The organism is Francisella sciaenopsi (assembly GCF_045862875.1).
In the GTDB taxonomy this organism is placed as follows: domain Bacteria; phylum Pseudomonadota; class Gammaproteobacteria; order Francisellales; family Francisellaceae; genus Francisella; species Francisella sciaenopsi.
Map to the genome: position 1 here is coordinate 1 of NZ_BTHG01000008.1, position 22,412 is coordinate 22,412.

Sequence of the window (22,412 nt, forward strand, 5' to 3'; positions counted from 1 at the left end):
TGGTGGGTAGTACAGGATTCGAACCTGTGACCAATTGGTTAAAAGCCAACTGCTCTACCGACTGAGCTAACTACCCAAAAGATGCTGTTTATTATACTGACTAGATTTTTTGTGTCAACACTTTCTGCTGTTTTTTTCTATTTAATTCCAAAATTTCTATAGGGTGTTTGATTGTATGACCTTCCATACGCTTTACTTGACATCTACATGAAAATCCTGTTGCGATTACAGACCTAATTCCACTTTCTTTAATTTTGTCTTTCCAGCTTAAATTATAAATGTGCTTTGATGTATCTATATGCTTAGTTTCATGACCAAAGCTGCCAGACATACCACAACAACCAACTTTAGCAATTTTAGTCTCCACACCAAAATGCTTAAATATTTTTTGCCATTGCTCTATCGAAACAGCAGATAAGGATTTTTCTGTACAATGATTAAATAAGTTAAACTCTTTATCTAGCATTTTGCGCATAGTCGGCAAAGTATCAAGTTTTGTTGTTAACCACTCTTGTATTAGTTTAACTTTGAATCTTACCTTATCACCACAGATCTTTTTGTACTCATCTCTATACACAAGAGTCATTGCAGGATCAACACCAATCATTTCAACTTTTGTTTCTGCTATTTGGTTGTATAGCTTAGTAGCTTTCATAGCTTGCTTTTTAAAGTACTTAAGGAAACCTTTGACATGTGATGGCTTACCATTTACTTTAAATGGAGCAAAATATACCCTAAAACCTAAAGCCGTTAAAAAGTCATATAACGTCAAAACTATATGGGTATCATATAAAGATGTAAATATATCTTGGACGATACAAACAGTTTTTTTCTTTTGCTCTGTAGACAGACTTCTCATTTCTTCGAGATTAAACTCTGGAGAGCCTCTTTTTTTAAGCTCTGATCTTAGATTTAATGAACTAATAATTGGCGTATCCGCAAAACCAACCAAGTTGGTCAATCCAGCTCTGACAAATTGAATATTAAAAATATCATTATATATTTTTGGCATATATAAATTGATACTCAGCAATGATTCACTAAATTTAACAAAATAATCTAAGCCAGGACGTTTATATTTAGAATGATAATGATATAAAAATTGTGATTTCATCGTAGGAATATCAACTTTTATTGGACATCCAGATACACAAGCCTTACACCCTAAACACTTGTCTAATGAGTCATATACTTGATGCGAGAAATCATCTGGATATTCTTCTAACTTATCAAAACCAGTATTATAAACCTTATCTTTTGTTGAATACCCTGCTGCTGAGAGCTGATTAAGCCACTCACGTAATACAGCTGATCTTCCTTTTGGTGAATATAACCAATTTCTACTAGCTTTAGCTGATGGACATATTACAGTATCTAAATTATAGTTTAGGCATTGTGAATTACCATTGCAATTATATGCTCCAGAGAATTGTTCGCGTATCTCTTTAGGCACTTGCTCATCTGAATAGCCTCTGAATGGTCCATCTACTTTTACAAGCTTATCTTTACTACCTGTTGGAACAGTAATCTTACCAGGATTAAGTTGATTATGTGGATCAAATACTTTTTTGATATGTCCTAATGAATCATACAGCTCTTGACCAAAATACTCCTTGATATACTCACTTCTATAGCCATGACCATGCTCACCACATAAAACTCCACCATACTTCTTAACAAGATCACTAACTTTTTGGGTAATTTGCTTGACCTTTTGAGAATCTTCAGCTGAAGACATATCTAGCGCTGGTCTTACATGCAGACAGCCTACATCAACATGACCAAACATTCCGTATTTAACACCATAAGAATTTAGTAATACTGTTAACTCTTTGATATAGTCTGCTAATTTTTCAGGAGCCACTGTCGTATCTTCAATAAAAGGTATTGGTTTACGATCTCCTTTCATAGCACCGAGTAGACCTACACCTTTTTTTCTCAGCTCCCAAAGACTGTCCATATCTGTTTGACTTTCTGTGAAGTGAAATACTGCTTGTTTTTCTAACAGCTTTCTTTCTAGACGCGAAGTCATATTATCTAACTCATGTTGACTATCAGCAATAAATTCAACTAAATTTACAGCTGCTACATTTGTAGAGTTACCACTCTTTTCGAGCATATACTTTATTTTGTGATAAACCTCATCGCCCTTTGCAATTTCAATAATATTATTATCTATAGTCTCTATAGCAGATGGGTTAGATGATAACAAATCTCTAGCAGCTCTCAATGCGTCATCAAAACTACTATATGAAATTGCAAACAGTGCTTTAAATTTAGGTTTTTTAGTTAGTTTAAGTTTCAGCTCAGTAACAAATGCTAATGTTCCTTCTGAACCAGATATTAAATAACTTAGATTGACCGTATTATCTTTTTTATTATAAGTTTTAGCTAAATTATATCCTGTCAGATAACGGCTTAATTTAGGAAATTTCTCCTCGATTAGCTCATACTTATCTATAATTTGTTCAACAACTGTTGAGTATATATTTTTCTCAATATCATTTAACTTATTTTCATTAAGATCACTTAACTTAATTTTTTTAGTAGATAATTTCTGCCCATTTACTAAAGTACACTCTAGTTCTAAGACATGAGCACTTGTGCGCCCATATATTCTAGAACCTTTACCACATGCATCAGTATTTACCATACCACCTAAAGTTGCTCTATTACTTGGTGATAAGTTCGGTGCAAAGAAATATTCCGAGTCAGCCAATGTATCATTTAACTGATCAAGTACAACACCTGGCTCTACTTTGACATATTCATTATCAAAATCCACCTCTAGAATATTATTCATATATCGACTAGTATCAACAATTACACCAGCACACAATGAATGTCCAGATGTACCTGTGCCACCGCCACGAGGTGAGAATTTAAGCTCTTGATATTCTTTTTTGCTTGCTAATGCAAAGATTCTATTTACATCATTTTTATTACATGGAAAAACAACAAGCTCAGGAACAACAAAATATACACTATTATCCATTGATGACGATATTCTTGAAGCATAGTCAGAATGTATATCACCCTCAAATCCTTTTCCTCTTAGCTCTTCAGCAAAAGCATTAATCAAAGCATTCAGTGCATTTGTCTTATTTAAGACTGGTAGTTTACTTGTTTTCATATATAAAAAATGATCCTAGTTAATAAAAAATAGACAAGATTCTTTTAAATTATATAAGAAAATTAAGTTCACATAAATAATATTAGAAAAATACATAAAAGATAAAAACATTTCATTTTTTTGTATCAAAGCAGACAAAGTATAAATATAAAGTTATAATGACTCTCGTATTTAAAAATAATTTCAAAAGTTAAAAGTTTTTGAGGATAAATATGAAAAAAACTACTCTTTTAGTAATCTTAGATGGTTGGGGCTATAGCGAAAGTGATTACTTTAATGCTATCAAAAACGCAAACACTCCTACTTGGGATAGCATCTGGCAAGACTTTCCTAAAACATTAATTAACGCATCTAGCTTAGAGGTTGGTTTACCTAAAGGCCAAATGGGGAACTCTGAGGTCGGACATGTAAATATCGGTTGTGGTAGAGTAGTCTATCAAGAGCTTACAAAAATTGATAAAGCAATCGAAGAAAAAACTTTTGGTAATAACAAAGCCATCTGTGATGCTATTGACAATGTTATTCAAAAAGACTCAAATCTTCACTTAATGGGTCTACTCTCTCCTGGTGGAGTTCACTCTCATGAAGAGCATATTTTTGAAATGATAAAAATTGCTAAACAAAAAGGTGTCAAAAGAGTATATTTACACGCTTTCTTAGATGGTAGAGATACTCCTCCACGTTCAGCTGAAAGCTCAATCAAAAAAACCGATGATCTACTCCAAAAACTGAATCTTGGCTATATTGCTAGTGTTAGTGGCAGATACTATGCAATGGATAGAGATAATCGTTGGGATAGAGTTGAAAAAGCATATAATGCTATAGTAAATGCTGATGCTGAGTTTGTTTGTAATTCAGCATTAGAAGCTCTAGAAGATTCTTATGCTCGTGATCAATCTGATGAATTTGTCATTCCAACTTGTATTCAAAAAGATGGAAAACTGATAAAAGTTGAAGATAATGATAGTGTTATTTTTATGAATTTTAGAGCTGATAGAGCTAGAGAAATATCTCATGCTTTCACGGATCAAAGCTTTGATCATTTCCCGAAAGACAGACATTTAAACATAAACTTCACAACTCTCACAGAATATGATTCAAAACTTAAATGTAATGTAGCATTTCCACCAGAACAACCAGTGAATACTCTTGGTGAAGTGCTAATGAAAAATCATAAGACTCAACTAAGAATAGCTGAAACTGAAAAATACCCTCATGTAACTTTCTTTTTTAATGGTGGTAAAGAGGATCAATTTGAAGGTGAAGATAGGATATTAATCCCTTCTCCAAAAGTTGCTACTTATGATCTACAGCCAGAGATGTCAGCTCCGGAAGTTACTGATAAACTAGTTGATGCTATCAATAATGGTAAATATGATTGTATAGTTTGTAACTATGCAAACTCAGACATGGTTGGTCATACTGGCAACTATGAAGCAGCAATGCAAGCAATTGAATATCTTGATAAATGTTTAGCAAGATTGAAAGATGCAATACTTGAACATGATGGTAATATGTTTATTACCGCAGATCATGGTAATGCAGATATGATGGTCAACCCTAAAACACAAAAGCCTCATACTGCTCATACTACCAATCTGGTACCATTTGTATATGTTGGGCATAAAAAAGCTCAAGTAGCTCTAGAGCATGGTAAGTTATCTGATATTGCTCCAACTATACTTAATGTAATGAATATTGCTCAGCCTCAAGAGATGACAGGCAAAACTATATTTAAATTTGAAAAATAAGGATTTCAGACAAAATGCTTGATGCTAAATATATTAAAGATAATTTAGAAGAGGTAGCTGAGAAACTCGCAACTAGAGGTTATCAGTTTGATATAGCAAAATTCAAAGCTCAAGAAGCAAAAAGAAAAGACCTTCAAGAGAGAACTCAAGAGCTTCAATCTCAACGTAATACCATCTCCAAAGAAATAGGTAAAAGAAAGTCTAAAGGTGAAGATGCTAGTGATATTTTTGCCAAAGTTAATGATATCAATGATGAACTAAAAGTAATCGAAAAAGAGCTTAAAGATCTGCAAGATTGTATAAATAATACTCTTCTTTCTATGCCAAATCTCCCAGCTGATGATGTACCAGTTGGTAAGGATGAAAATGAAAATGTCGAGATAAAAAAATGGGGAACTCCTCGTGAATTTCACCCTGAAGCTCAAGCTAAAGATCATGCAGATATTGGTGAAATACTTAATATGATTGACTTCAAAGCTGCAGCAAAAATCACTGGTAGTCGCTTTGTAGTTCTAAAAAGTAAAATTGCTAAGCTTCATCGCGCATTGACACAATTTATGTTAGATATGCATACAGAAAAACATGGCTATGAAGAATTATATGTGCCATATATGGTAAATAATGATAGTTTATATGGAACAGGCCAATTACCTAAATTCTCTGAAGATTTGTTTAAATTAGAAGGTGACTTTGAATATAGCCTAATACCAACAGCAGAAGTACCTATCACAAATCTAGTAAGAGATGAAATCTTGGATACAGAATCTCTGCCTAGATACTACACAGCACACACACCATGTTTTAGAAGTGAAGCTGGCTCTTATGGACGTGATACTAAAGGATTAATTCGTCAACATCAGTTTGAAAAAGTTGAGCTAGTACATATCACTACAGCTGATAAAGGTGAAGAATCTTTAGAGCTATTAACGTCTCATGCAGAAAAAGTACTACAAAAACTAAACCTACCATACAGAGTAGTCAAATTATGTACGGGAGATATGGGTTTTAGTGCGAAAAAAACCTATGATCTAGAAGTATGGATACCTTCTCAAAATACTTATAGAGAAATATCATCATGTAGCTGGTGCGGAGACTTCCAAGCACGTCGCATGAAAGCTAGATATAAGGATCCATCAATGAAAAAGCCAAAATTAGTTCATACTTTAAATGGTTCTGGTTTAGCTGTTGGTAGAACATTATTGGCAGTTATAGAGAACTATCAGCAAGAAGATGGCTCTATTATGGTTCCTGAAGCTCTTATAAATTATATGGGTGGTGTTTCTGTTATTAAATAACATGGATAATAATTCTATTACTGTTGTTATAAGCATTATTGCAACCATTATCTCTCCTATCGTTCCAATTTTTATAAAGTCGTCATACTTTTATAAAATATTTGATAAACATAGTTTTAGCAAAAGTAAATATGATGAACTATTTGATACAATAGCTTTTTGCTTAGATGGTAATAATTCTAGCTCTCTAAAACAAATAAAAGTATATAAGTATAAAACTTTATTTGATAATATTGATCTTAGAAAGGTTCTAGTAAGAGGAAAACTGTTAAAATATTTCTCTCAAGAAGAAATTGACTTTCTTTTTTTTACTGAAATGATTAAATACTATAGTAACAGATGGTTACTAATGCCGAGCTTAAAACGTACTATTTTAAAATTATTAATACTAATAACCCTTACACTTGTATTACTTTTAATAGGCTGCTGCTTTTTCTTTATAATTTTAAATTACTTATACTCATTCAGTGGAAATATTATTATATTTATTGGTCTCAATATTTTTTTAGCACTAACTTTGGTATGCATACTACTTTCAGTAATACTCTATTTTTATTTTTTTAACTACCTTATAATCGCCTTATACATTTTTAAAAAAGTTCGTAAGACTCAATTGAAACTAGTTAGATTCTATTATGATAAAAATGATTATAAAGAACTTCAAAAATATTTTTAATAGGTGTTCTTAATTTCAAAGATTTTAAAAATTATAAAGCGTCAGATTTATGTATTGAAAAGTAAACTTTGGTTTAAACCCGCAGCTTATTGTGTTGTAGCAACTTTAGCAATATATTTTTGTTATCTATTTCAGAAAATAGGTATAAATTTCCATTCTACAACTATTAATAAAGATACTGTTACTACTCTATTATCTATAATTACAAATAGTATAATTGCAGCAATGGTTTTTGCTGTAGGTGCTATAGTTACAGCTTATACATCAGCTAGTCAATCCGGAACACCTAGAGTACTATCTATACTTCTAAGAGACAGCACCTCTCATAAAGCTACATCAACCTTTATCGGTGCTTTTATATATGGGGTTGTTGCTACTATTGGTCTTAAATCTGGAATTTTTAATCAAACAGGAATCTTTTTAATATTTATTATTACCATACTCGTATTTATATGGATTATTCTTACGTTTATTGTATGGATTGACAATATTGCAAAACTTGGTCAAATAAAAACTATCTTGCAAAAAACAGAGAAACAAGCTTTTTCTACAGTTAAACAATATACAAAAAATCCGTACATGTACTGTAATAAGCTTGATAAAGATAGAATACCAGAAGAGGCACTACCAATTTACTCTGATGATTATGGATTTCTTAATGAAATTCATCTAGAACTTCTAAACAACTATTGTGAAAAATTAAATGCAAAACTATACATTGTAAAATACAAAGGAGAACACTTGGCTAACTCTGAGATTATAGCTTATATCAAATCTCCCAAATATTTATCTAAAGAGATGCTTAGCAAAATTACTGATAATTTTATTATCTCTAATGAAAAAAACTTTATTGAAGATCCAATATTTGGTGTGGAAACTCTCAGTGAAATCGCTGCCAAAGCTTTAAGTCCTGGAACAAATGATCCTGGAACTGCTATTAGTGTTATTGATTCGCTTAATCGCTGTTTTAAGTATCTAATTGATTATACAGACTCTACTACCAAAGTTATTTATAAGAATATTTATGTGGAGGGTATTAAGATAGATCGCTTTATAAAAAGTGGATTTGAATATATAAGAATTTATGGAAGCAATAATCTTCAGGTAGCAAAACGCATCCAAAAAAGTCTTCTTCATATTTCTAGACAACTTGAGAATGATAATAGCATTAATTTTATAAAAGGATATCTATCAAACTGTCTAGCTCAAGCTAATAATGAATTAAAATATGACTTTGAAAAAAAAGATCTGAAAATATTTACTGATAAATTAGAAAACCAAAAATAAATTTCTCAAAAACTTAGTAAACATTCAATCAAATAATTCTAAACTAAGCTTATCAGTGATAATATTTAAAATATTAGATACATTATAATTAAGTCGATTGATATGCATTTACTAGGTATAGAAGCTGGTGGAACCAAGTTTTTTACAACTATTGGTGATTTTGATGGAAATGTAATAGAACGTCATCGTACAGACACTACCACTCCAGAAGAAACAATGTCTGAGGTTCTTGGGATAATAAGAAATTATCAGAACAATTATGAAATCAAAGCTCTAGGTTTGGCATGTTTTGGACCTATCGATATTAATACTAAATCTAAAACCTATGGATACATTACAAACACCCCTAAGATAGCATGGCAGAACTTTGATATAGTTGGAGCTATAAAGTCAGTATATAAAGGACCGATTGGTTTTAATACTGATGTAAATGCCGCGGCAGTTTGCGAACAACTTTGGGGTTGTGCTCAAGATCTAGAAAATCTTCTATATCTAACAGTTGGTACTGGTGTTGGTGGCGGTGTTATATGTAATAATAGATTAGTTCAAGGAGCTATGCATCCTGAAATTGGCCATCTTTTTATCCCGAAGAATCCTGAAGATAAATTCGAGGGCTGCTGTCCTTTTCATGGCACATGTATAGAGGGTTTAGCTTCTGGTACAGCTATAAATAAAAGATGGCAAGTTGCTCATGCTGGAGCGCTTAACGATGATCATATCGCATGGGTATTTGAAGCGGAGTATCTAGCAAAAGCATTAGTAAACTATATATGCGCATTTTCTCCAGAAAAGATTATTCTTGGAGGTGGTGTAATGCACAAAACAATCTTGTTTGATATGATTCGTAAAAATGTGAAACAATACTTAAATAACTACTTTGACTATCCTGCATTAAAAAACATGGATAACTTTATAGTACCTGCTTCTTTTGGTGATAACACAGGTGTCAAAGGCTCTCTTGCTCTTGCGCTAGAAACTTTCAATACACAAACTAAGTAATCTAGTCAAAATTATCCTTATATTATTTGTTCTTTACTGTTAAAATCTCCTTAAATTTAATTGATAAATAAACTATTAGCTAATCTTGATAAAAAAAATACTTTCTAACCATATACTATCTAAATCTTTACAAACAATGGTAGTTCAAGCTTTAGGACAAGCATGTGCATTTATTACAGCGATCCTTTTAGCTCGCCACTTAAATATGAAAGATTATGGTTTTTATATCTTTGGTGTTACTGTTGCTACTATCATAGCAGTAGTTGCAACTATGGGGGCTGGAGGTATATTAGCTAGGACTTGGGGTAAATCTGACTTAGAAAGTAATTTTGAGCGCCATAAAGAAACATTTAGAGTTCATAACTGGTACTTCAAACGAGGTTTCGCCATAGTAGTTATAGTAATTGCTCTTATAATTTTTTATAACCGTTCTGAACATAGTGATAATTCAATAGAAAATTTTGCACTGTTGTTTGCCGTACCATTTTTTATGGCAAATATATTTCAATCATTCTTTGTTGCAAGAAGAGTAGTCGTTTTTGCTAACCTAATACAACTTGGTTTAAGACTTATTATGCTATTTTTAACTGTAGCTTTTATAGTCTTATATATCAATGACACTGCAATGCTTATTGGTACTATGATGATTTTTATGACCATATATGTCACATCTATATGGCTTATCCAAACATCAAAATATAGTTTCGAAAGTGCTAAACCTGTTGGTAGTAACTTATCTTTTGCCTTAATGCAGTGGGGATTATTACTTTTATCACAGGTTGATATTATCATTTTAAAAGGACTATCAGGTCCTAGTAATGTAGCACTATTCGGTGTTGCACTACAGCTCAGTGCTCTAGTAAGCTTTGTTTTAAATGCGGTAAACTCTAATGTTTTGTCACAGATAGCTGATGACTACAAAAATAACTCTAGAGAGATATTTCAACAGAAGATAACATCATATACGAGAATAATATTCGTTCTATCTATTATCGCTATTTTAGGACTTATTATTTGTGGTTATCCAATAACTTTGATGTATGGAGAACAGTACACAACATCATACTTTATTTTCTGTATTCTAATGATTGGGCAAATTGTTAATGTACTTTCTGGTTGTGTGGCGACAATTCTTAATATGGCCGGATTTGAGAAAAATACTTGTATTGCATTTTATATTGCTTTAGTTCTAAATATCGTATTAGGAAGTATTTTTACATTGTATTGGGGTGTATACGGACTGGCAGTTGCCTCAAGCATTTCCATGATATATTGGAATATTCATTTACTATATAAAGTAGTTACGAAAATAAAGATTAATCCTACTATATTTATCTTCAGATAGCCTTATGAATCGATTGGGCTACTATTAGTCTTAGCTGCACTATTAAGTGATTTAGAAACGTTATCAACGGCGTTATTTACTTTTTCTTTGACTTCCTTTACTGGCTCACTTTTTATATTTGCAACAAGCAATAAGCCACCTACAAGAGCCAAGAAAACTATTAACGGTATATTTATTTTTCCAAGAATTTTTTTTAAAATTTTCATATGTATCTACTTAACTATCTAAAAAACCATTGTTGCTCCGCTACTTGCCTCATCAGTGCCATCATCAAATCCTTTTTTAAAATTTTGAACTTTTGTTTGGGCGCTATTAGCCATATCATTCAAAGCATCTGAAGCATCATTTGCTTTTGCTTTTATAACTTCTTGGCTCTTATTTGCTTGATCTACTATCTGATTAGCTGTTTCAGAAAATTTATTCTTAACATCATTATATGTTTGATTCATAGATTGTGAAGCATTATTAGTCTTCTCAATAATATTCTGTTTTGCTTGAATAACAGATTGTCCAAATTCTTTACCTGCTTGATAAGAATCTCCTTGCGAATAATCAAAATCATCAGCATATACTGATAAAGAAGATAATCCTAAAGCTGTCACTATAATTGCTATTTTAATTTTTTTCATAAGAGAATCTCCTAGTAATTATCTATATCCAATTTCATAAAATTAGCTAACTAGTCAAACCATTAGCCGCATCATCAATATTGCTAATTTCTTCTTTCATAGTTTGAGTTTTACTAGAGTTATCAATAGTTGCTTGATTATTTTCAGATTCAACATCAGCTAAAGTCTTAACCGATTGTGGTTGATGCTGAGTTGTACTACTATCACTAGTTATATTTTGAGCTGGAGTATCCATAGAAGTAGCTTCAGGAATAGCTCCACAGAACATTGGTAATATCATAAAACTTAATACCGACAAACTTAGATATCTTTTTTTCATCGTATTAACCTCACTATAAAGCGAATAAACTATTATAGAAATTAACACAAAACTCCTTTTTTTACTATATTTCAGCGCTAGTTTGATATCATAAACAAGTTTATAATTCTATTGTGTTATAATTTAAAACAAAATAAAAACTAATGAATTTCTAATGCTTTCAGATGCATCTAAAGAAGATAAAAAACTAGCAAGGAATTGGCTTAAAGATATCGCATCCCCTGCTAAAAAATGGATTAAACTAACTGTACTAATAGCTTTCCTAAGTGGCCTACTACTAATAGGTCAACTATATTTACTTGCTCATATTTCTTATGAAGCATATCTACAAAGCTCAACCTTAGGTCAACTAAGCACTTATTTTGTTTTGATTATTGTGATTGTACTAGTTAGAGCTGGCCTAAGCTGGATCCGAGAAATAATAAGCTACAAAGCCGCAATATTAGTAAAAAAACAAATTCGTGAAGATATTTTAGCTCATGTTAATAATCTAGGCCCTATTGAGCTTAATAAAACCTCTAATGCCAACATAATAACTAGTGCGATGGAGCAAGTCGAAGGATTAACAGGTTTTTTGACAAAGTTTTTACCTCAAATAACTTTATCTGGACTAATGCCACTGGCTATTCTAGTGTTCATATTTCCGCAAAGTATAGTATGTGGGATTCTACTACTAATATGTGCCCCTCTTATACCATTATTTATGATCTTGGTAGGTTTAGGTGCAGAATCTGAGAGTCAAAAACATTTCAAAACACTTGCAAGAATGAGTATGACTTTCTTAGATACTCTAAAAGGACTTACGACTCTAAAACTTTTTAATAAAAGCAAATCTCATAGCGAGACTATTTACGAAGCATCTGATAATTATAGAATCCGCACAATGAAAGTTCTTAAAATTGCCTTTTTATCTTCGGCTGTACTAGAGCTTTTTGCTGCTGCTTCTATCGCTCTTGTTGCGATATATCTTGGTATGGGTTTTATCAATGCTGGTGCAGGTAATGATATTTGGTGGTCATTAAACAATATCACTTTGCAAGGTGGATTATTTATCCTGCTTTTGGCTCCTGAGTTTTTTATGCCTCTTAGAGAGCTTAGTACTCATTATCATGCCAAAGCAGAAGCAGTTGGTGCTGCTCTAGAAATAGCTAAAATATTTGAGATGCAACCATCTCATCAAGAAAGACATGAAATATTTAACGATAAAGTAAACTCTATAAACATCAAAGATCTGATAGTAAAGTATGATGATAAAATAGCTCTTGATAATGTTTCTTTAGAGATTAATCACAAAGAAAAAATAGCTATAGTTGGAGCTAGTGGTGCAGGTAAAACAACACTAATAAATACACTACTTGGTTTTATAAAATATCAAGGTAATATCTTAGTTAATAACACTATTGAACTAAAAAATCTTGAAGAAAAATCTTGGCTTAGAAATATCTCATGGCTAGGACAAAACTCATCATTATTCAAAGGTTCTATCAAAGATAATCTGTTATTAGCTAATAGTAATGCTACAGATGAGCAAATAAATCAAGCTTTACAAAATACTGATCTAAATGAATTTATAAGCTCTCTTGCGAATGGTTTAGATACAGAAGTTGGCGAACAGAATATAGGAGTATCTGGAGGTCAAGCACAAAGATTAGCTTTAGCTCGTGCATATCTAAAACCTCATGATATCCTAATTCTTGATGAGCCTACAGCAAGTCTAGATAAAGATAGTGAAGAAAAAATCATTAACTCATTAAAATCAAATTGGAATGATAAAACTGTGATTATGCTAACTCATAAACTAAGTTTCCTAGAGTGTGTTGACAGAATTGTAGTCTTAGCAGATGGAAAAATAGTTGAAACAGGAACATTTGAAAAGCTAGTTAGCGATCAAAATAGTGAGTTCTATAACTTCTATAGAAATGAGGTAACAGCATGAGAAATTTAATACCATTTATAAAGCTGTTTAAAAATCAAACTCAATGGATGCTCTTGGGTACCCTACTTGCATGGTCAGCGATACTTATGGGTATAGGCCTGATGTCTCTATCTGGCTGGTTTATCTCATATACTGGTTATTTGGCTACTACTAGCTATGCTATTGCAACTTCATTTAACTATTTTTACCCTTCTGCTGGTGTACGCTCTTTCTCACTTGGTAGGATACTAAGTAGATATGGTGAAAGAATACTAACACACGAGGCAACTTTTAGAATAATCACAGATATTCGTGTATGGTTCTATCAAAAGCTTGAACCACTGGCACCTTCTCACTTATACAAGTATAAAAGTGGCGACTTACTTACACGTCTAGTCAATGATATTGGGGCATTAGATAATCTATATATCCGTATAATCTCTCCAACTGTTGTATTTGTCTTAGCAAGTATAACTATAGCTATATTATTTAGTTTCTTTAGCTTAAGCCTTGCACTACTGACATTTATAGCACTGCTGTTAATAGGCTTTGTAATACCATTGGTTAGTAGTCTATTAGCCATGAAAAAAACTCAAGATCTTAATCACACTAGTGCTGAATTAAAAACAAATATCACTGAACATGTTAACTCTCTAGCAGAGCTTAAAATCTTTGACTTAGAAGGTAAGCATCTTGAAAATATTAAAAAGCAAAATTCTGAGCTACTAAGCCAAGAAGAAAAAATCAGCTTCATAAGCGGTTTTGGTAGTGCTTTAATGACTTTAGCGTTAGGCTTAACTGTAGTTATGGTAACAGTTTTTGCAGTCAAACTAACTCAAAATGGCTATATAAGTGGTGCATTTATTGCTTTGATATTCTTGGCGATAATGGCGATGTTTGAGTCAATTATGCCATTACCACTAGCATATCAGTATTTAGGTAAGACAATTTCTGCTTCAAAAAGGATATTAAATATTACAGATGCTAAAGCAGATGTTGAGTATCCAACAAACTCTGACATTAGTTTAGATAACTATAGTATCCACTTCAATGATGTTGATTTTGGCTATAATGCAGAGCAATCAGTGCTTAAAGATTTTTGTTTAGAAATCAAACAAAATGAAAAAATCGCACTATTTGCACCAACGGGAAAAGGCAAATCTACTATTATTAACCTACTTGCTAGATTCTGGGATGTTAATAGTGGCAAAATCACTATTGGCGGTAGAAATATCAAGGAGTTTAACGAAGATCAACTTAGAAACCTAATGACTGTGATTAATCAGTCTCCACATATTTTTAATACAACTATTAGAGAGAATCTAAAGATTGCTAAGGATAATGCTACTGAAGAAGAGCTACTAGAAGCCTTAGAAAAAGTTGAATTAAGAAAACATGTTGAGTCACTACCAAAAGGTCTTGATACTTGGACTGGTGAGCTTGGTAGGCAATTATCAGGCGGTCAACAAAAACGCCTAGCTCTAGCGCGTGCATTCTTACAAGATAAGCCTATACTTATCCTAGATGAGCCAACTGAAGGTCTTGATAAAGAAACTGAAAGATTAGCTTTTGAAAACTTAGTTGAACTTATGCAAAATAAGACTGTAATATTTATTACTCATAATGCTAAGCTTTTGGATAAATTTGATAGGGTTGTTAGATTCTAATTTTTATTTGATATTTACCAATAAGTATATTTTAGTTTTCTTTATCTATTTCTAATTTCAATAAATGAATATCTTTCCTATTGTTTCTTAAAGTTAAGTTACTCAAAATTTTATTCTCAGTTTCAGGTGACCAATATATTTTCAAATTATTTTTTGCTCTTGTTATAGCTGTATAAAAAATATTATGGGTAATTTGTTCTTCTACTTCATCAGTTATAACAATTTTTACAGAACTATACTCTAAACCTTGAGCCTTATGAATAGATACAGCATAAGCAACTTGGAATGGCATTACTGACTCTGACAATTCATCATCTTCATCTGTTGTAGCCAAATCATTAACATTAAAGCTAATAATTGATTTATTACTATCACTGCTAACTAACTCAAAATCATAAAATGTAGTGTCTAACTCGTTTAATACCTTATCTACCTCAATATGAAATCTTATTTTATTATCTAAAATAGTTATAGCAGAAATTTTACCTTTTAAATTATTATAAATAGCATCTCCAAATCTTTTTGTTTCATTAAATAAAATAGGATCTTCAACTTTATATATTAATCCATCTCTATTTACTGATTCATTGGGATTGTTAGCTTGCAAAAACCTATTTATATTGTTTATCCCGTAAAGTCCATCGTAATTCAAACATAGTATTATTTCATCATTTTCATAGTTTTCAAAAATGGATTGATCTAAGTTTATAGAATATCCATTCTTTTGTATATGTTCTGAAATATCATCCTTATTATTTCTAACCTTATCCCATAATGTAATTAAACTATTATTTTTACTTCTATAAGGTTTAGTAAGTTCAAATATAGTTTGTTTAGGTAAAAAATCTTTTGATATCTCAAACCAATTTCCAAACCTAATAGACTCAATTTGAAATATATCTCCGACAAGCACAAGAAGTGTATATTTACCCTCAGCCTTATTTAGAACTCTAAGCATATCATAATTACTAACTGTACTACTTTCATCAATAAATAAGACAGCACATTCAATATTCAAATTTTTATTAGATAAAAATTTAGTAATTGTCATAAATTGAGTGTTTGGCACATCCACTTTTCTCTCTAAATTATCTTTTGCAGGATTTGTTTGAGCTAAATAAATTTTTTTATATTCTTTAAAAACATGTGAAATATGATTTATTAATGTGGATTTCCCTGTTCCAGCAGCTCCATAGATCATAGCAACTTTTGAATTTTCAAACATTTGAGTCAAAAAATTCTTTTTGTCTTCACAATCTATTGTATATGTTGCTTTTTTAATAAAAGCATTTACAAAATTAGAATAATTTGTAAAGCCTTCATTAGATAGTTTCTTTAATTTTTCAACTATCTGTATAGTATTTTCTAAATAACCCTTCATACAAATAAATTTATCTTTATATACTTCAATTAAACGACTTGATTGAGTTTTTTTATAAATTAAATCATTGTATTTTTTTATCAAAACCTCAATTTCATCAAATTTCTCTAATTCTTCTAATGAGGTAAATAACTTTCCTTTTATTTCGACATTATTTTGAACTAGTCTACCTAGAAACTCATGCTCTCGTTTTTCGTGATTAATACATACAAACAAATTATATATTTTCGGGTTGTGATTAAATAATGAACTAGTAAATGGCATCTGATCAAAGGGAATACTCTCCCACTTTAAGTATAAATTAGATAATTTAAAATTTACTTCTTTATGAGTTTGTAATTTTATAACTTTATTGCTCATTGTATAGAGAAGATAGCTTATAATATTTGATCCAGGTTTATTTTTTAGTAATATCTCTCTACATATATCTAGCACATCAAAAAATCTTCCTTCTATACTCTCAAGAACTCTATTTTTAACAAAATCATAATATTCCTGGTCTATAGTGACATAATCATTAAAACTCAAACAGGTTTCAGTTAAAAAAGCCATTAATTTTTGATATTCTTTATGAGCAATACCTAACTTAATATTTATACCAAATATTCTTGCAAAATTATTAAGTTCGCAAGGTCTAATTGAAACTCTCCAACTATCTATAATAACTATAGGCAACTGTTTACCCAAAATCTCAATATATTCTTCCTTTAAAAATAGTTCAACAGCATAATTCTGAGTAATATCTAATTTAGTAAAAGCAATAATTCTATCGAACTTACTTACCTTATCATGAGATTTTGTGAATGTAACTTCATAATAAACCTTGCTGTTTACAAAAAAAGGTTTAATTTTTTGAATATAGAATCTATCTTTATTTGTTTTCTTAATAAGCGAAAATTCAATTTTTTCCGCAATTTTTTCATAAAATTCTAAAGTTGTATTGTCTAAATTTATAGGAAATCTATTTATATTCTGAAGTATTTTTAGATTATACTCATCTAATAAAAATGATTTTATTTTTATAAGGAATTCATAATATTTGAGCATCAGCCTTTCTGAAGCATTTTCATCAAGTGTGTAGTGAGAAGCGGATATCTCCAACAAGCTATGAACATGACCTAAAAATCTATAACTTTTTTTTGGTTTTGATTTTATATCACTAACACTTTTCTTAAGTCCTTCATATGTAATATCAATATTACCTTTTGGATTACATATTCTTAAACAAGTATGTTCAACTAGGTTTCTTAACTGAGAAAGTATGTTTTGAGATATAAAACCTCTGTTATCCTTAAAGTTTTGAATATTTTTATCAATATTTATACATATAGTCAGTATCTCATTATTAATATTTTTCATAACTAATTATTATTAATCTCTCAACTCACTATTTAATTTATCAATATCTAATTTCTTCTGCCATTTGGATATAATAATCGTCCCAATAGTATTACCAATCATATTTGTAATAGCACGCCCTTCTGACATAAATCTATCTATACCCAAGATAATCACAATACCTGCAACTGGCACAACACCCAAGGCACTCAAAGTACTCGCTAATATAATAAATCCACTGCCTGTAACTCCAGCAGCTCCTTTTGAACTAATAACCATAATTAGTAGCATGAAAACTTGCTGACTCAAAGTAAGCTCTATACCTAATGCTTGTGCTATAAATATCGCAGCTAGTGATAAATATATAGCTGTACCATCTAAATTAAAAGAATATCCAGTTGGTATCACCAGACCTACAACCGATTTATCACAGCCTAAATTCTCAAGTTTCTCCATCAAATTTGGTAGAACTGTTTCTGATGATGAAGTACCTAATACAATAAGTATTTCTGTCTTGATATATCCAAGTAGTTTAAATATATTTATGCCACAATATAGCTTTAGAATTAATCCTAAAAATACTAAGATGAATATTAAACATGTAATATAAAAGCATAGTAACAACCCCAATAATCCAAGCAGTGTATCAGCACCATACATACCTATTGTATAACCAATCGCAGCACAAGCAGCTATCGGTGAATAATGCATTATCACATGAATTATCTTAAAAAATACTTTTGATAAGCTCTGGATACCATCTAGTATTGGCTGACCTAATTCTCCATACATCACTAGCCCAACAGCAAATAATATTGATACAAAAAGTACCTGCAAAATATCGCCATCTGTAAAAGCTCCTACAAATGTATGAGGAATAATATTCATAAAAAAGTCTTGCATACTTGTTACATGCTCAACATTTCCCATATACGCTTTTGCAGCACTAGCATCTAGAGTGCTTGGATCAATATTCAATCCCAAACCAGGTTTTAGTAGATTTGCCGTAACCATCCCAATTATGAGAGCAACTATAGTCATTGAGAAAAAATACAATAGAGCTACGCCACCTATCTTACCTACGGCTTTTAAATCTTTCATTGCAGCAATACCAGATACCAAAGTGAGGAAAATAATTGGAGCTATCATCAGCTTGATTAATTTAACAAAAACATCTGCAAAAGGCTTCAAAGCTACAGCAAAATGAGGAGTAATAATTCCAAGTAAAACTCCTATAAATATACCAAGTAAAACCTGTGCATATAAGTGACGAAATATTTTCATATTGATTTCAAAATTAAGAAGTCATAATTTGAATATATCTTATAAAGATATCCTAAGTAAATTGTTTTTATAAAAATTACTCTGATAGTCAATTTTGAAAAATTTTACTTATTGTGTCTAAAAAATTGTGATTAGATTATTTTTTTGAAATTTAAGACATATAAAAAATATGCTACTGAATTACTCTGCTAAAGCAACTGCTTCTATTTCAACCTTAACATCTCTTGGTAATCTAGCTACCTCTACACATGAACGAGCTGGGAAATTACCATTAAAGAAAGAGCCATAAACCTCATCAATAAGCTTAAACTCAGTCATATCTTTGATAAAGATAGTTGCCTTGATTACTTTATCTAGACCTGAGCCTGCTGCTTCTAATACTGCTTTTAGATTCTGCATGACTTGAGTAGTTTGCTCTTTTACACACTCTTCAGACATAGTACCATCTGCTTTTAATGGTATTTGACCAGAAGTATATACAAAGTTTCCTACCCTTATAGCTTGCTCGTATGAACCAATAGCTTGTGGTGCATTAGTAGTATTTATTTTAATCTTTTCCATTAGACATCCCTCGCGACTTTATAAGTTGGATCTATTTCTTCAAAAACACAGTATGGACCTGCACTTTTGAGTATTTTACGACAATCTTCACTTAGATGTTTAAGCGTAACTTTCTTACCTAAATCTAAGTATTTTTTAGTAATATCATCTATTGCTTCAGCTCCGGAGATATCCATAACTCTAGAGTTAGCAAAATCTAATATAACATTTTCTGGATCATAATTTACATCAAATAAGCTCTTAAACGAAGATGTTGAACCAAAAAATAACGGCCCAAAAAACTCATATACTTTTGTATTGTCATCTTCTCTATGAGTACGGCTATGCACTTGTGAACTTTTCCAAGCAAAAACTAAAGCCGAGATAATCACACCAGAAATAACGGCAATTGCTAAATCTGAAAATACTGTAATAACTGTAACTGCTACTAAAACAACCTTATCTGAATTTGGCATATAACGAATACGATTAACACTCTCCCACTCAAAAGTATTAATACACACCATAAACATAATACCAGCCAATACCGCGACCGGAATATAAGATATATATCCAGATAGCGCAACTACAAAAGATATAAGTAGCAATGCTGCAGTCAATGATGATAAACGCCCACGCCCACCATTTGTAAAGTTAATTATTGACTGACCTATCATAGTACAACCAGCCATACCTCCAAAGAAACCACAAACAATATTACCAGTACCTTGAGCTATACACTCTTGATTACCATTACCACGCTTATTATCCATTTCATCAAGCACTGATAATGTCAGCAGTGATTCAATCAAACCAACAAGTGCAACAATTACAGCATAAGGTAATACTATAAGAAATGACTGCATAGTCAGATGAATATTAGGTAATGCAAAGCTTGGAAATGCTCCAGAGATATCTGCCAAATCTCCGACATTTTTTGTTTGTAGTTTGAAGAATACTACTACAGCAGTTATAACAATAATTGCAACTAAACCTGAAGGTACTTTATCAGTAAATTTAGGTAAGAAGTAAACGATCAACATAGTTACGCCAACTAACACATACATTGTAATTCCTTCACCTCGGAATAATGGTATTTGTGCTAAAGCTATAACTATAGCTAAACCATTAACAAAACCATACATCGCTGGTTGTGGTACTAGACGAATTAACTTACCTAAGCGAAGTATCCCTATTATAACTTGTATAACACCAGCCATAATCGCACACAATAATATGTACTGTAAAATATAGCTACTTAGCTCACCTGACTGAGTAAGTGAATTTAGCATCTCAGGAGAAAGTGATGCCTTAACTTGAATGCCTAAGCTTACTAATACAACTGCTACTGCTCCAGTTGCTCCAGAGATCATACCAGGTTTACCACCTATAAGAGCTGTTATCAAACCTAATATAAATGCTGTATATAAACCAACTGTAGGAGATACTCCCGCGATAAATGAAAAGCCTATAGCTTCAGGGATAAGAGCAACTGCAACTACAAAACCAGATAATACATCTGATTTGATGTTCCTGCCAATAAAATTCTCTTTATAATTTAACAAACTTATTTCCTAATTTTTTAGATTCTAATTTTTAAGCCTTAAAGATACCATAAAAATATAAACTATTTAAGTAAGCATATTTTAGAGACAATTAAAGATTGTGTTTGATAATCTTAATAACTGTAAATAATAATTTTTAGAAAACTAGTTTTCTGAAATAAAAATGTTGCTATTTGATGATAAAAAAGTAATTATATTTCTGCTTTTAACCAAATCATGTAAGTAAAAAATGTTCAAAAAAATTACCGCAACCGCTCTTACTGTATGTAGTGTTAGTATCGCTACTGCTGATGTTATAAACATTTATGCTCATAGAGGTATTAGACCTATCGCTCCAGAAAACACATTACCAGCGTATACAGAAGCTATGCGTGTTGGTGTTGATGTTGTTGATATGGATATAAATATGACTAAAGATAAAGTTTTAGTTGTAACACACGATTTAACACTAAACCCAGATCTTACAAAAGATGAAAATGGTAATTGGGTAACAGAAAAAACTCCAATAAAAGATCTTACTTTAGATCAAGTTAAAAAATACACAGTTGGATATATAAAACCTGACTCTGCAACAGCTAAAATGTATCCTAATCATATTGGTATGGATAATGTTCACATGCCAACACTAGAAGAAGTTATTAACTATGTCAAATCTAATGTTGGCAGTAGAGTTCGTCTACAAATTGAGATAAAAACCAACCCTTATGACCCGAATGCAAGTTGGACTGCTAAAGAAATGGCTGAAGCTTTAAATAAGGTTTTAGTTGAAACAGATATGACTGATAATGTTGAAGTACAATCTTTTGAATGGCAAGCTCTAGTAGATTTACAAAAATTAAATCCAAAAGTTAAAACAGCATATTTGACAGATCATACAACAGAGCCAATGAATGCTGAACAAGCTAAGCAGATGACAGATTATCAAAAATGGACAGCCCCACTTGATCCTAAAGACTATAATTACAACTATCCATTGATGGTCAAAAAATTAGGTGGTACATTCTGGGAACCTTATGAAAAAGATCTAACTAAAAAAGATGTTGAAGAGGCTCATAAACTAGGTGTCAAAGTCGTGACTTGGGGCTGGACAGAAGATGAAGGTAGTGACTTCAACTATGAAGTTATCAATAATTTAATTGATTGGAAAGTTGATGGTATCATCACTGATAGACCAGATATACTAAGAGGCGTGGAAGCAGCAAAAGGTTTAGATTTACCACCTGCTTATCCTAATATCCCTTTTCCAAAAAAATTCTAATTTTCATATAAAACATCAAGATTAAACACC

16 protein-coding genes and 1 tRNA gene are annotated in these 22,412 nt (G+C 31.4%); 8 read left to right on the forward strand and 9 right to left on the reverse strand.

Going from position 1 to position 22,412, the window contains the following annotated elements; translation table 11 throughout:
* Together ACKTR7_RS09315 and ACKTR7_RS09320 are read right to left on the reverse strand one after the other, a co-directional pair.
* A tRNA-Lys gene (locus tag ACKTR7_RS09315) sits at nt 1-76 on the reverse strand.
* 24 nt (nt 77-100) lie between these two features.
* Nucleotides 101-3,133, reverse strand: a complete 3,033-nt coding sequence (locus tag ACKTR7_RS09320) for an FAD-binding and (Fe-S)-binding domain-containing protein (protein ID WP_407878038.1) — start codon at nt 3,131-3,133, stop codon at nt 101-103.
* A gap of 212 nt (nt 3,134-3,345) precedes the next feature.
* Between ACKTR7_RS09320 and gpmI the strand changes: the two genes are divergently transcribed.
* The 5 genes from gpmI (at nt 3,346) to ACKTR7_RS09345 (ending at nt 10,486) form a co-directional block, all read left to right on the forward strand.
* Nucleotides 3,346-4,884: a 2,3-bisphosphoglycerate-independent phosphoglycerate mutase gene (gpmI, locus tag ACKTR7_RS09325; protein WP_407878039.1), complete on the forward strand. Its 1,539-nt coding sequence runs from the start codon at nt 3,346-3,348 to the stop codon at nt 4,882-4,884.
* A 14-nt stretch (nt 4,885-4,898) separates the two neighbouring features.
* Nucleotides 4,899-6,179, forward strand: a complete 1,281-nt coding sequence (gene serS, locus ACKTR7_RS09330; protein ID WP_407878040.1) for a serine--tRNA ligase — start codon at nt 4,899-4,901, stop codon at nt 6,177-6,179.
* Between the two features lie 730 nt (nt 6,180-6,909).
* Complete coding sequence (locus ACKTR7_RS09335; protein ID WP_407878041.1) at nt 6,910-8,142, forward strand: DUF2254 domain-containing protein; 1,233 nt, start codon at nt 6,910-6,912, stop codon at nt 8,140-8,142.
* A 102-nt stretch (nt 8,143-8,244) separates the two neighbouring features.
* On the forward strand, nt 8,245-9,141 hold the full coding sequence (locus tag ACKTR7_RS09340) for an ROK family protein (protein ID WP_407878042.1): 897 nt from the start codon (nt 8,245-8,247) through the stop codon (nt 9,139-9,141).
* A gap of 85 nt (nt 9,142-9,226) precedes the next feature.
* The gene (locus ACKTR7_RS09345; RefSeq protein ID WP_407878043.1) at nt 9,227-10,486 is read left to right on the forward strand and encodes a lipopolysaccharide biosynthesis protein; all 1,260 of its coding nucleotides are present in this window, start codon (nt 9,227-9,229) and stop codon (nt 10,484-10,486) included.
* Between the two features lie 2 nt (nt 10,487-10,488).
* On the opposite strand, the gene ACKTR7_RS09350 is transcribed toward ACKTR7_RS09345, so the two are convergent.
* From ACKTR7_RS09350 to ACKTR7_RS09360, 3 genes are read right to left on the reverse strand one after another with little or no spacing between them, the layout of a single operon-like run.
* Nucleotides 10,489-10,692 carry a hypothetical protein gene (locus ACKTR7_RS09350; RefSeq protein WP_042522963.1) on the reverse strand — a complete coding sequence of 68 codons (204 nt, stop codon included), beginning with the start codon at nt 10,690-10,692 and terminating at the stop codon, nt 10,489-10,491.
* Between the two features lie 18 nt (nt 10,693-10,710).
* Nucleotides 10,711-11,115, reverse strand: coding sequence for a hypothetical protein (locus ACKTR7_RS09355; RefSeq protein WP_407878044.1), 405 nt, complete (start codon nt 11,113-11,115; stop codon nt 10,711-10,713).
* A 46-nt stretch (nt 11,116-11,161) separates the two neighbouring features.
* Nucleotides 11,162-11,434: a hypothetical protein gene (locus ACKTR7_RS09360; RefSeq protein WP_407878045.1), complete on the reverse strand. Its 273-nt coding sequence runs from the start codon at nt 11,432-11,434 to the stop codon at nt 11,162-11,164.
* Nucleotides 11,435-11,588: 154 nt separating this feature from the next.
* On the opposite strand from ACKTR7_RS09360, the gene cydD reads away from it, so the two are divergent.
* Nucleotides 11,589-13,370, forward strand: coding sequence for a heme ABC transporter permease/ATP-binding protein CydD (gene cydD / locus ACKTR7_RS09365; RefSeq protein ID WP_407878046.1), 1,782 nt, complete (start codon nt 11,589-11,591; stop codon nt 13,368-13,370).
* Complete coding sequence (gene cydC, locus ACKTR7_RS09370) at nt 13,367-15,016, forward strand: heme ABC transporter ATP-binding protein/permease CydC (RefSeq protein WP_407878047.1); 1,650 nt, start codon at nt 13,367-13,369, stop codon at nt 15,014-15,016. The genes cydD and cydC overlap by 4 nt, the downstream gene beginning before the upstream one ends.
* Before the next feature lie 31 nt (nt 15,017-15,047).
* Here cydC and ACKTR7_RS09375 read toward each other — a convergent pair whose 3' ends face one another.
* From ACKTR7_RS09375 to ACKTR7_RS09390, 4 genes are all read right to left on the reverse strand, one after another.
* Entirely contained in the window at nt 15,048-17,756 is a 2,709-nt protein-coding gene (locus tag ACKTR7_RS09375) for an AAA family ATPase (RefSeq protein ID WP_407878048.1), read from the reverse strand.
* A gap of 12 nt (nt 17,757-17,768) precedes the next feature.
* Nucleotides 17,769-19,019 carry a C4-dicarboxylate transporter DctA gene (dctA, locus tag ACKTR7_RS09380; protein ID WP_407878049.1) on the reverse strand — a complete coding sequence of 417 codons (1,251 nt, stop codon included), beginning with the start codon at nt 19,017-19,019 and terminating at the stop codon, nt 17,769-17,771.
* A 180-nt stretch (nt 19,020-19,199) separates the two neighbouring features.
* On the reverse strand, nt 19,200-19,580 hold the full coding sequence (locus tag ACKTR7_RS09385; protein WP_407878050.1) for a RidA family protein: 381 nt from the start codon (nt 19,578-19,580) through the stop codon (nt 19,200-19,202).
* Nucleotides 19,580-21,124: a SulP family inorganic anion transporter gene (locus ACKTR7_RS09390; RefSeq protein ID WP_407878051.1), complete on the reverse strand. Its 1,545-nt coding sequence runs from the start codon at nt 21,122-21,124 to the stop codon at nt 19,580-19,582. Before ACKTR7_RS09390 ends, ACKTR7_RS09385 begins: the two co-directional genes overlap by 1 nt.
* Before the next feature lie 229 nt (nt 21,125-21,353).
* Between ACKTR7_RS09390 and ACKTR7_RS09395 the strand changes: the two genes are divergently transcribed.
* The gene (locus ACKTR7_RS09395) at nt 21,354-22,382 is read left to right on the forward strand and encodes a glycerophosphodiester phosphodiesterase (RefSeq protein WP_407878052.1); all 1,029 of its coding nucleotides are present in this window, start codon (nt 21,354-21,356) and stop codon (nt 22,380-22,382) included.
* Nucleotides 22,383-22,412: the final 30 nt, after the last annotated feature.

Bases quoted from the DNA above. Each gene is read 5' to 3' on its own strand.
- ACKTR7_RS09320 (WP_407878038.1), bottom strand. From the start codon at position 3,133: ATGAAAACAAGTAAACTACCAGTCTTAAATAAGACAAATGCACTGAAT.
- gpmI (WP_407878039.1), top strand. From the start codon at position 3,346: ATGAAAAAAACTACTCTTTTAGTAATCTTAGATGGTTGGGGCTATAGC.
- serS (WP_407878040.1), top strand. From the start codon at position 4,899: ATGCTTGATGCTAAATATATTAAAGATAATTTAGAAGAGGTAGCTGAG.
- ACKTR7_RS09340 (WP_407878042.1), top strand. From the start codon at position 8,245: ATGCATTTACTAGGTATAGAAGCTGGTGGAACCAAGTTTTTTACAACT.
- ACKTR7_RS09350 (WP_042522963.1), bottom strand. From the start codon at position 10,692: ATGAAAATTTTAAAAAAAATTCTTGGAAAAATAAATATACCGTTAATA.
- ACKTR7_RS09355 (WP_407878044.1), bottom strand. From the start codon at position 11,115: ATGAAAAAAATTAAAATAGCAATTATAGTGACAGCTTTAGGATTATCT.
- ACKTR7_RS09360 (WP_407878045.1), bottom strand. From the start codon at position 11,434: ATGAAAAAAAGATATCTAAGTTTGTCGGTATTAAGTTTTATGATATTA.
- cydD (WP_407878046.1), top strand. From the start codon at position 11,589: ATGCTTTCAGATGCATCTAAAGAAGATAAAAAACTAGCAAGGAATTGG.
- cydC (WP_407878047.1), top strand. From the start codon at position 13,367: ATGAGAAATTTAATACCATTTATAAAGCTGTTTAAAAATCAAACTCAA.
- ACKTR7_RS09375 (WP_407878048.1), bottom strand. From the start codon at position 17,756: ATGAAAAATATTAATAATGAGATACTGACTATATGTATAAATATTGAT.
- dctA (WP_407878049.1), bottom strand. From the start codon at position 19,019: ATGAAAATATTTCGTCACTTATATGCACAGGTTTTACTTGGTATATTT.
- ACKTR7_RS09385 (WP_407878050.1), bottom strand. From the start codon at position 19,580: ATGGAAAAGATTAAAATAAATACTACTAATGCACCACAAGCTATTGGT.
- ACKTR7_RS09395 (WP_407878052.1), top strand. From the start codon at position 21,354: ATGTTCAAAAAAATTACCGCAACCGCTCTTACTGTATGTAGTGTTAGT.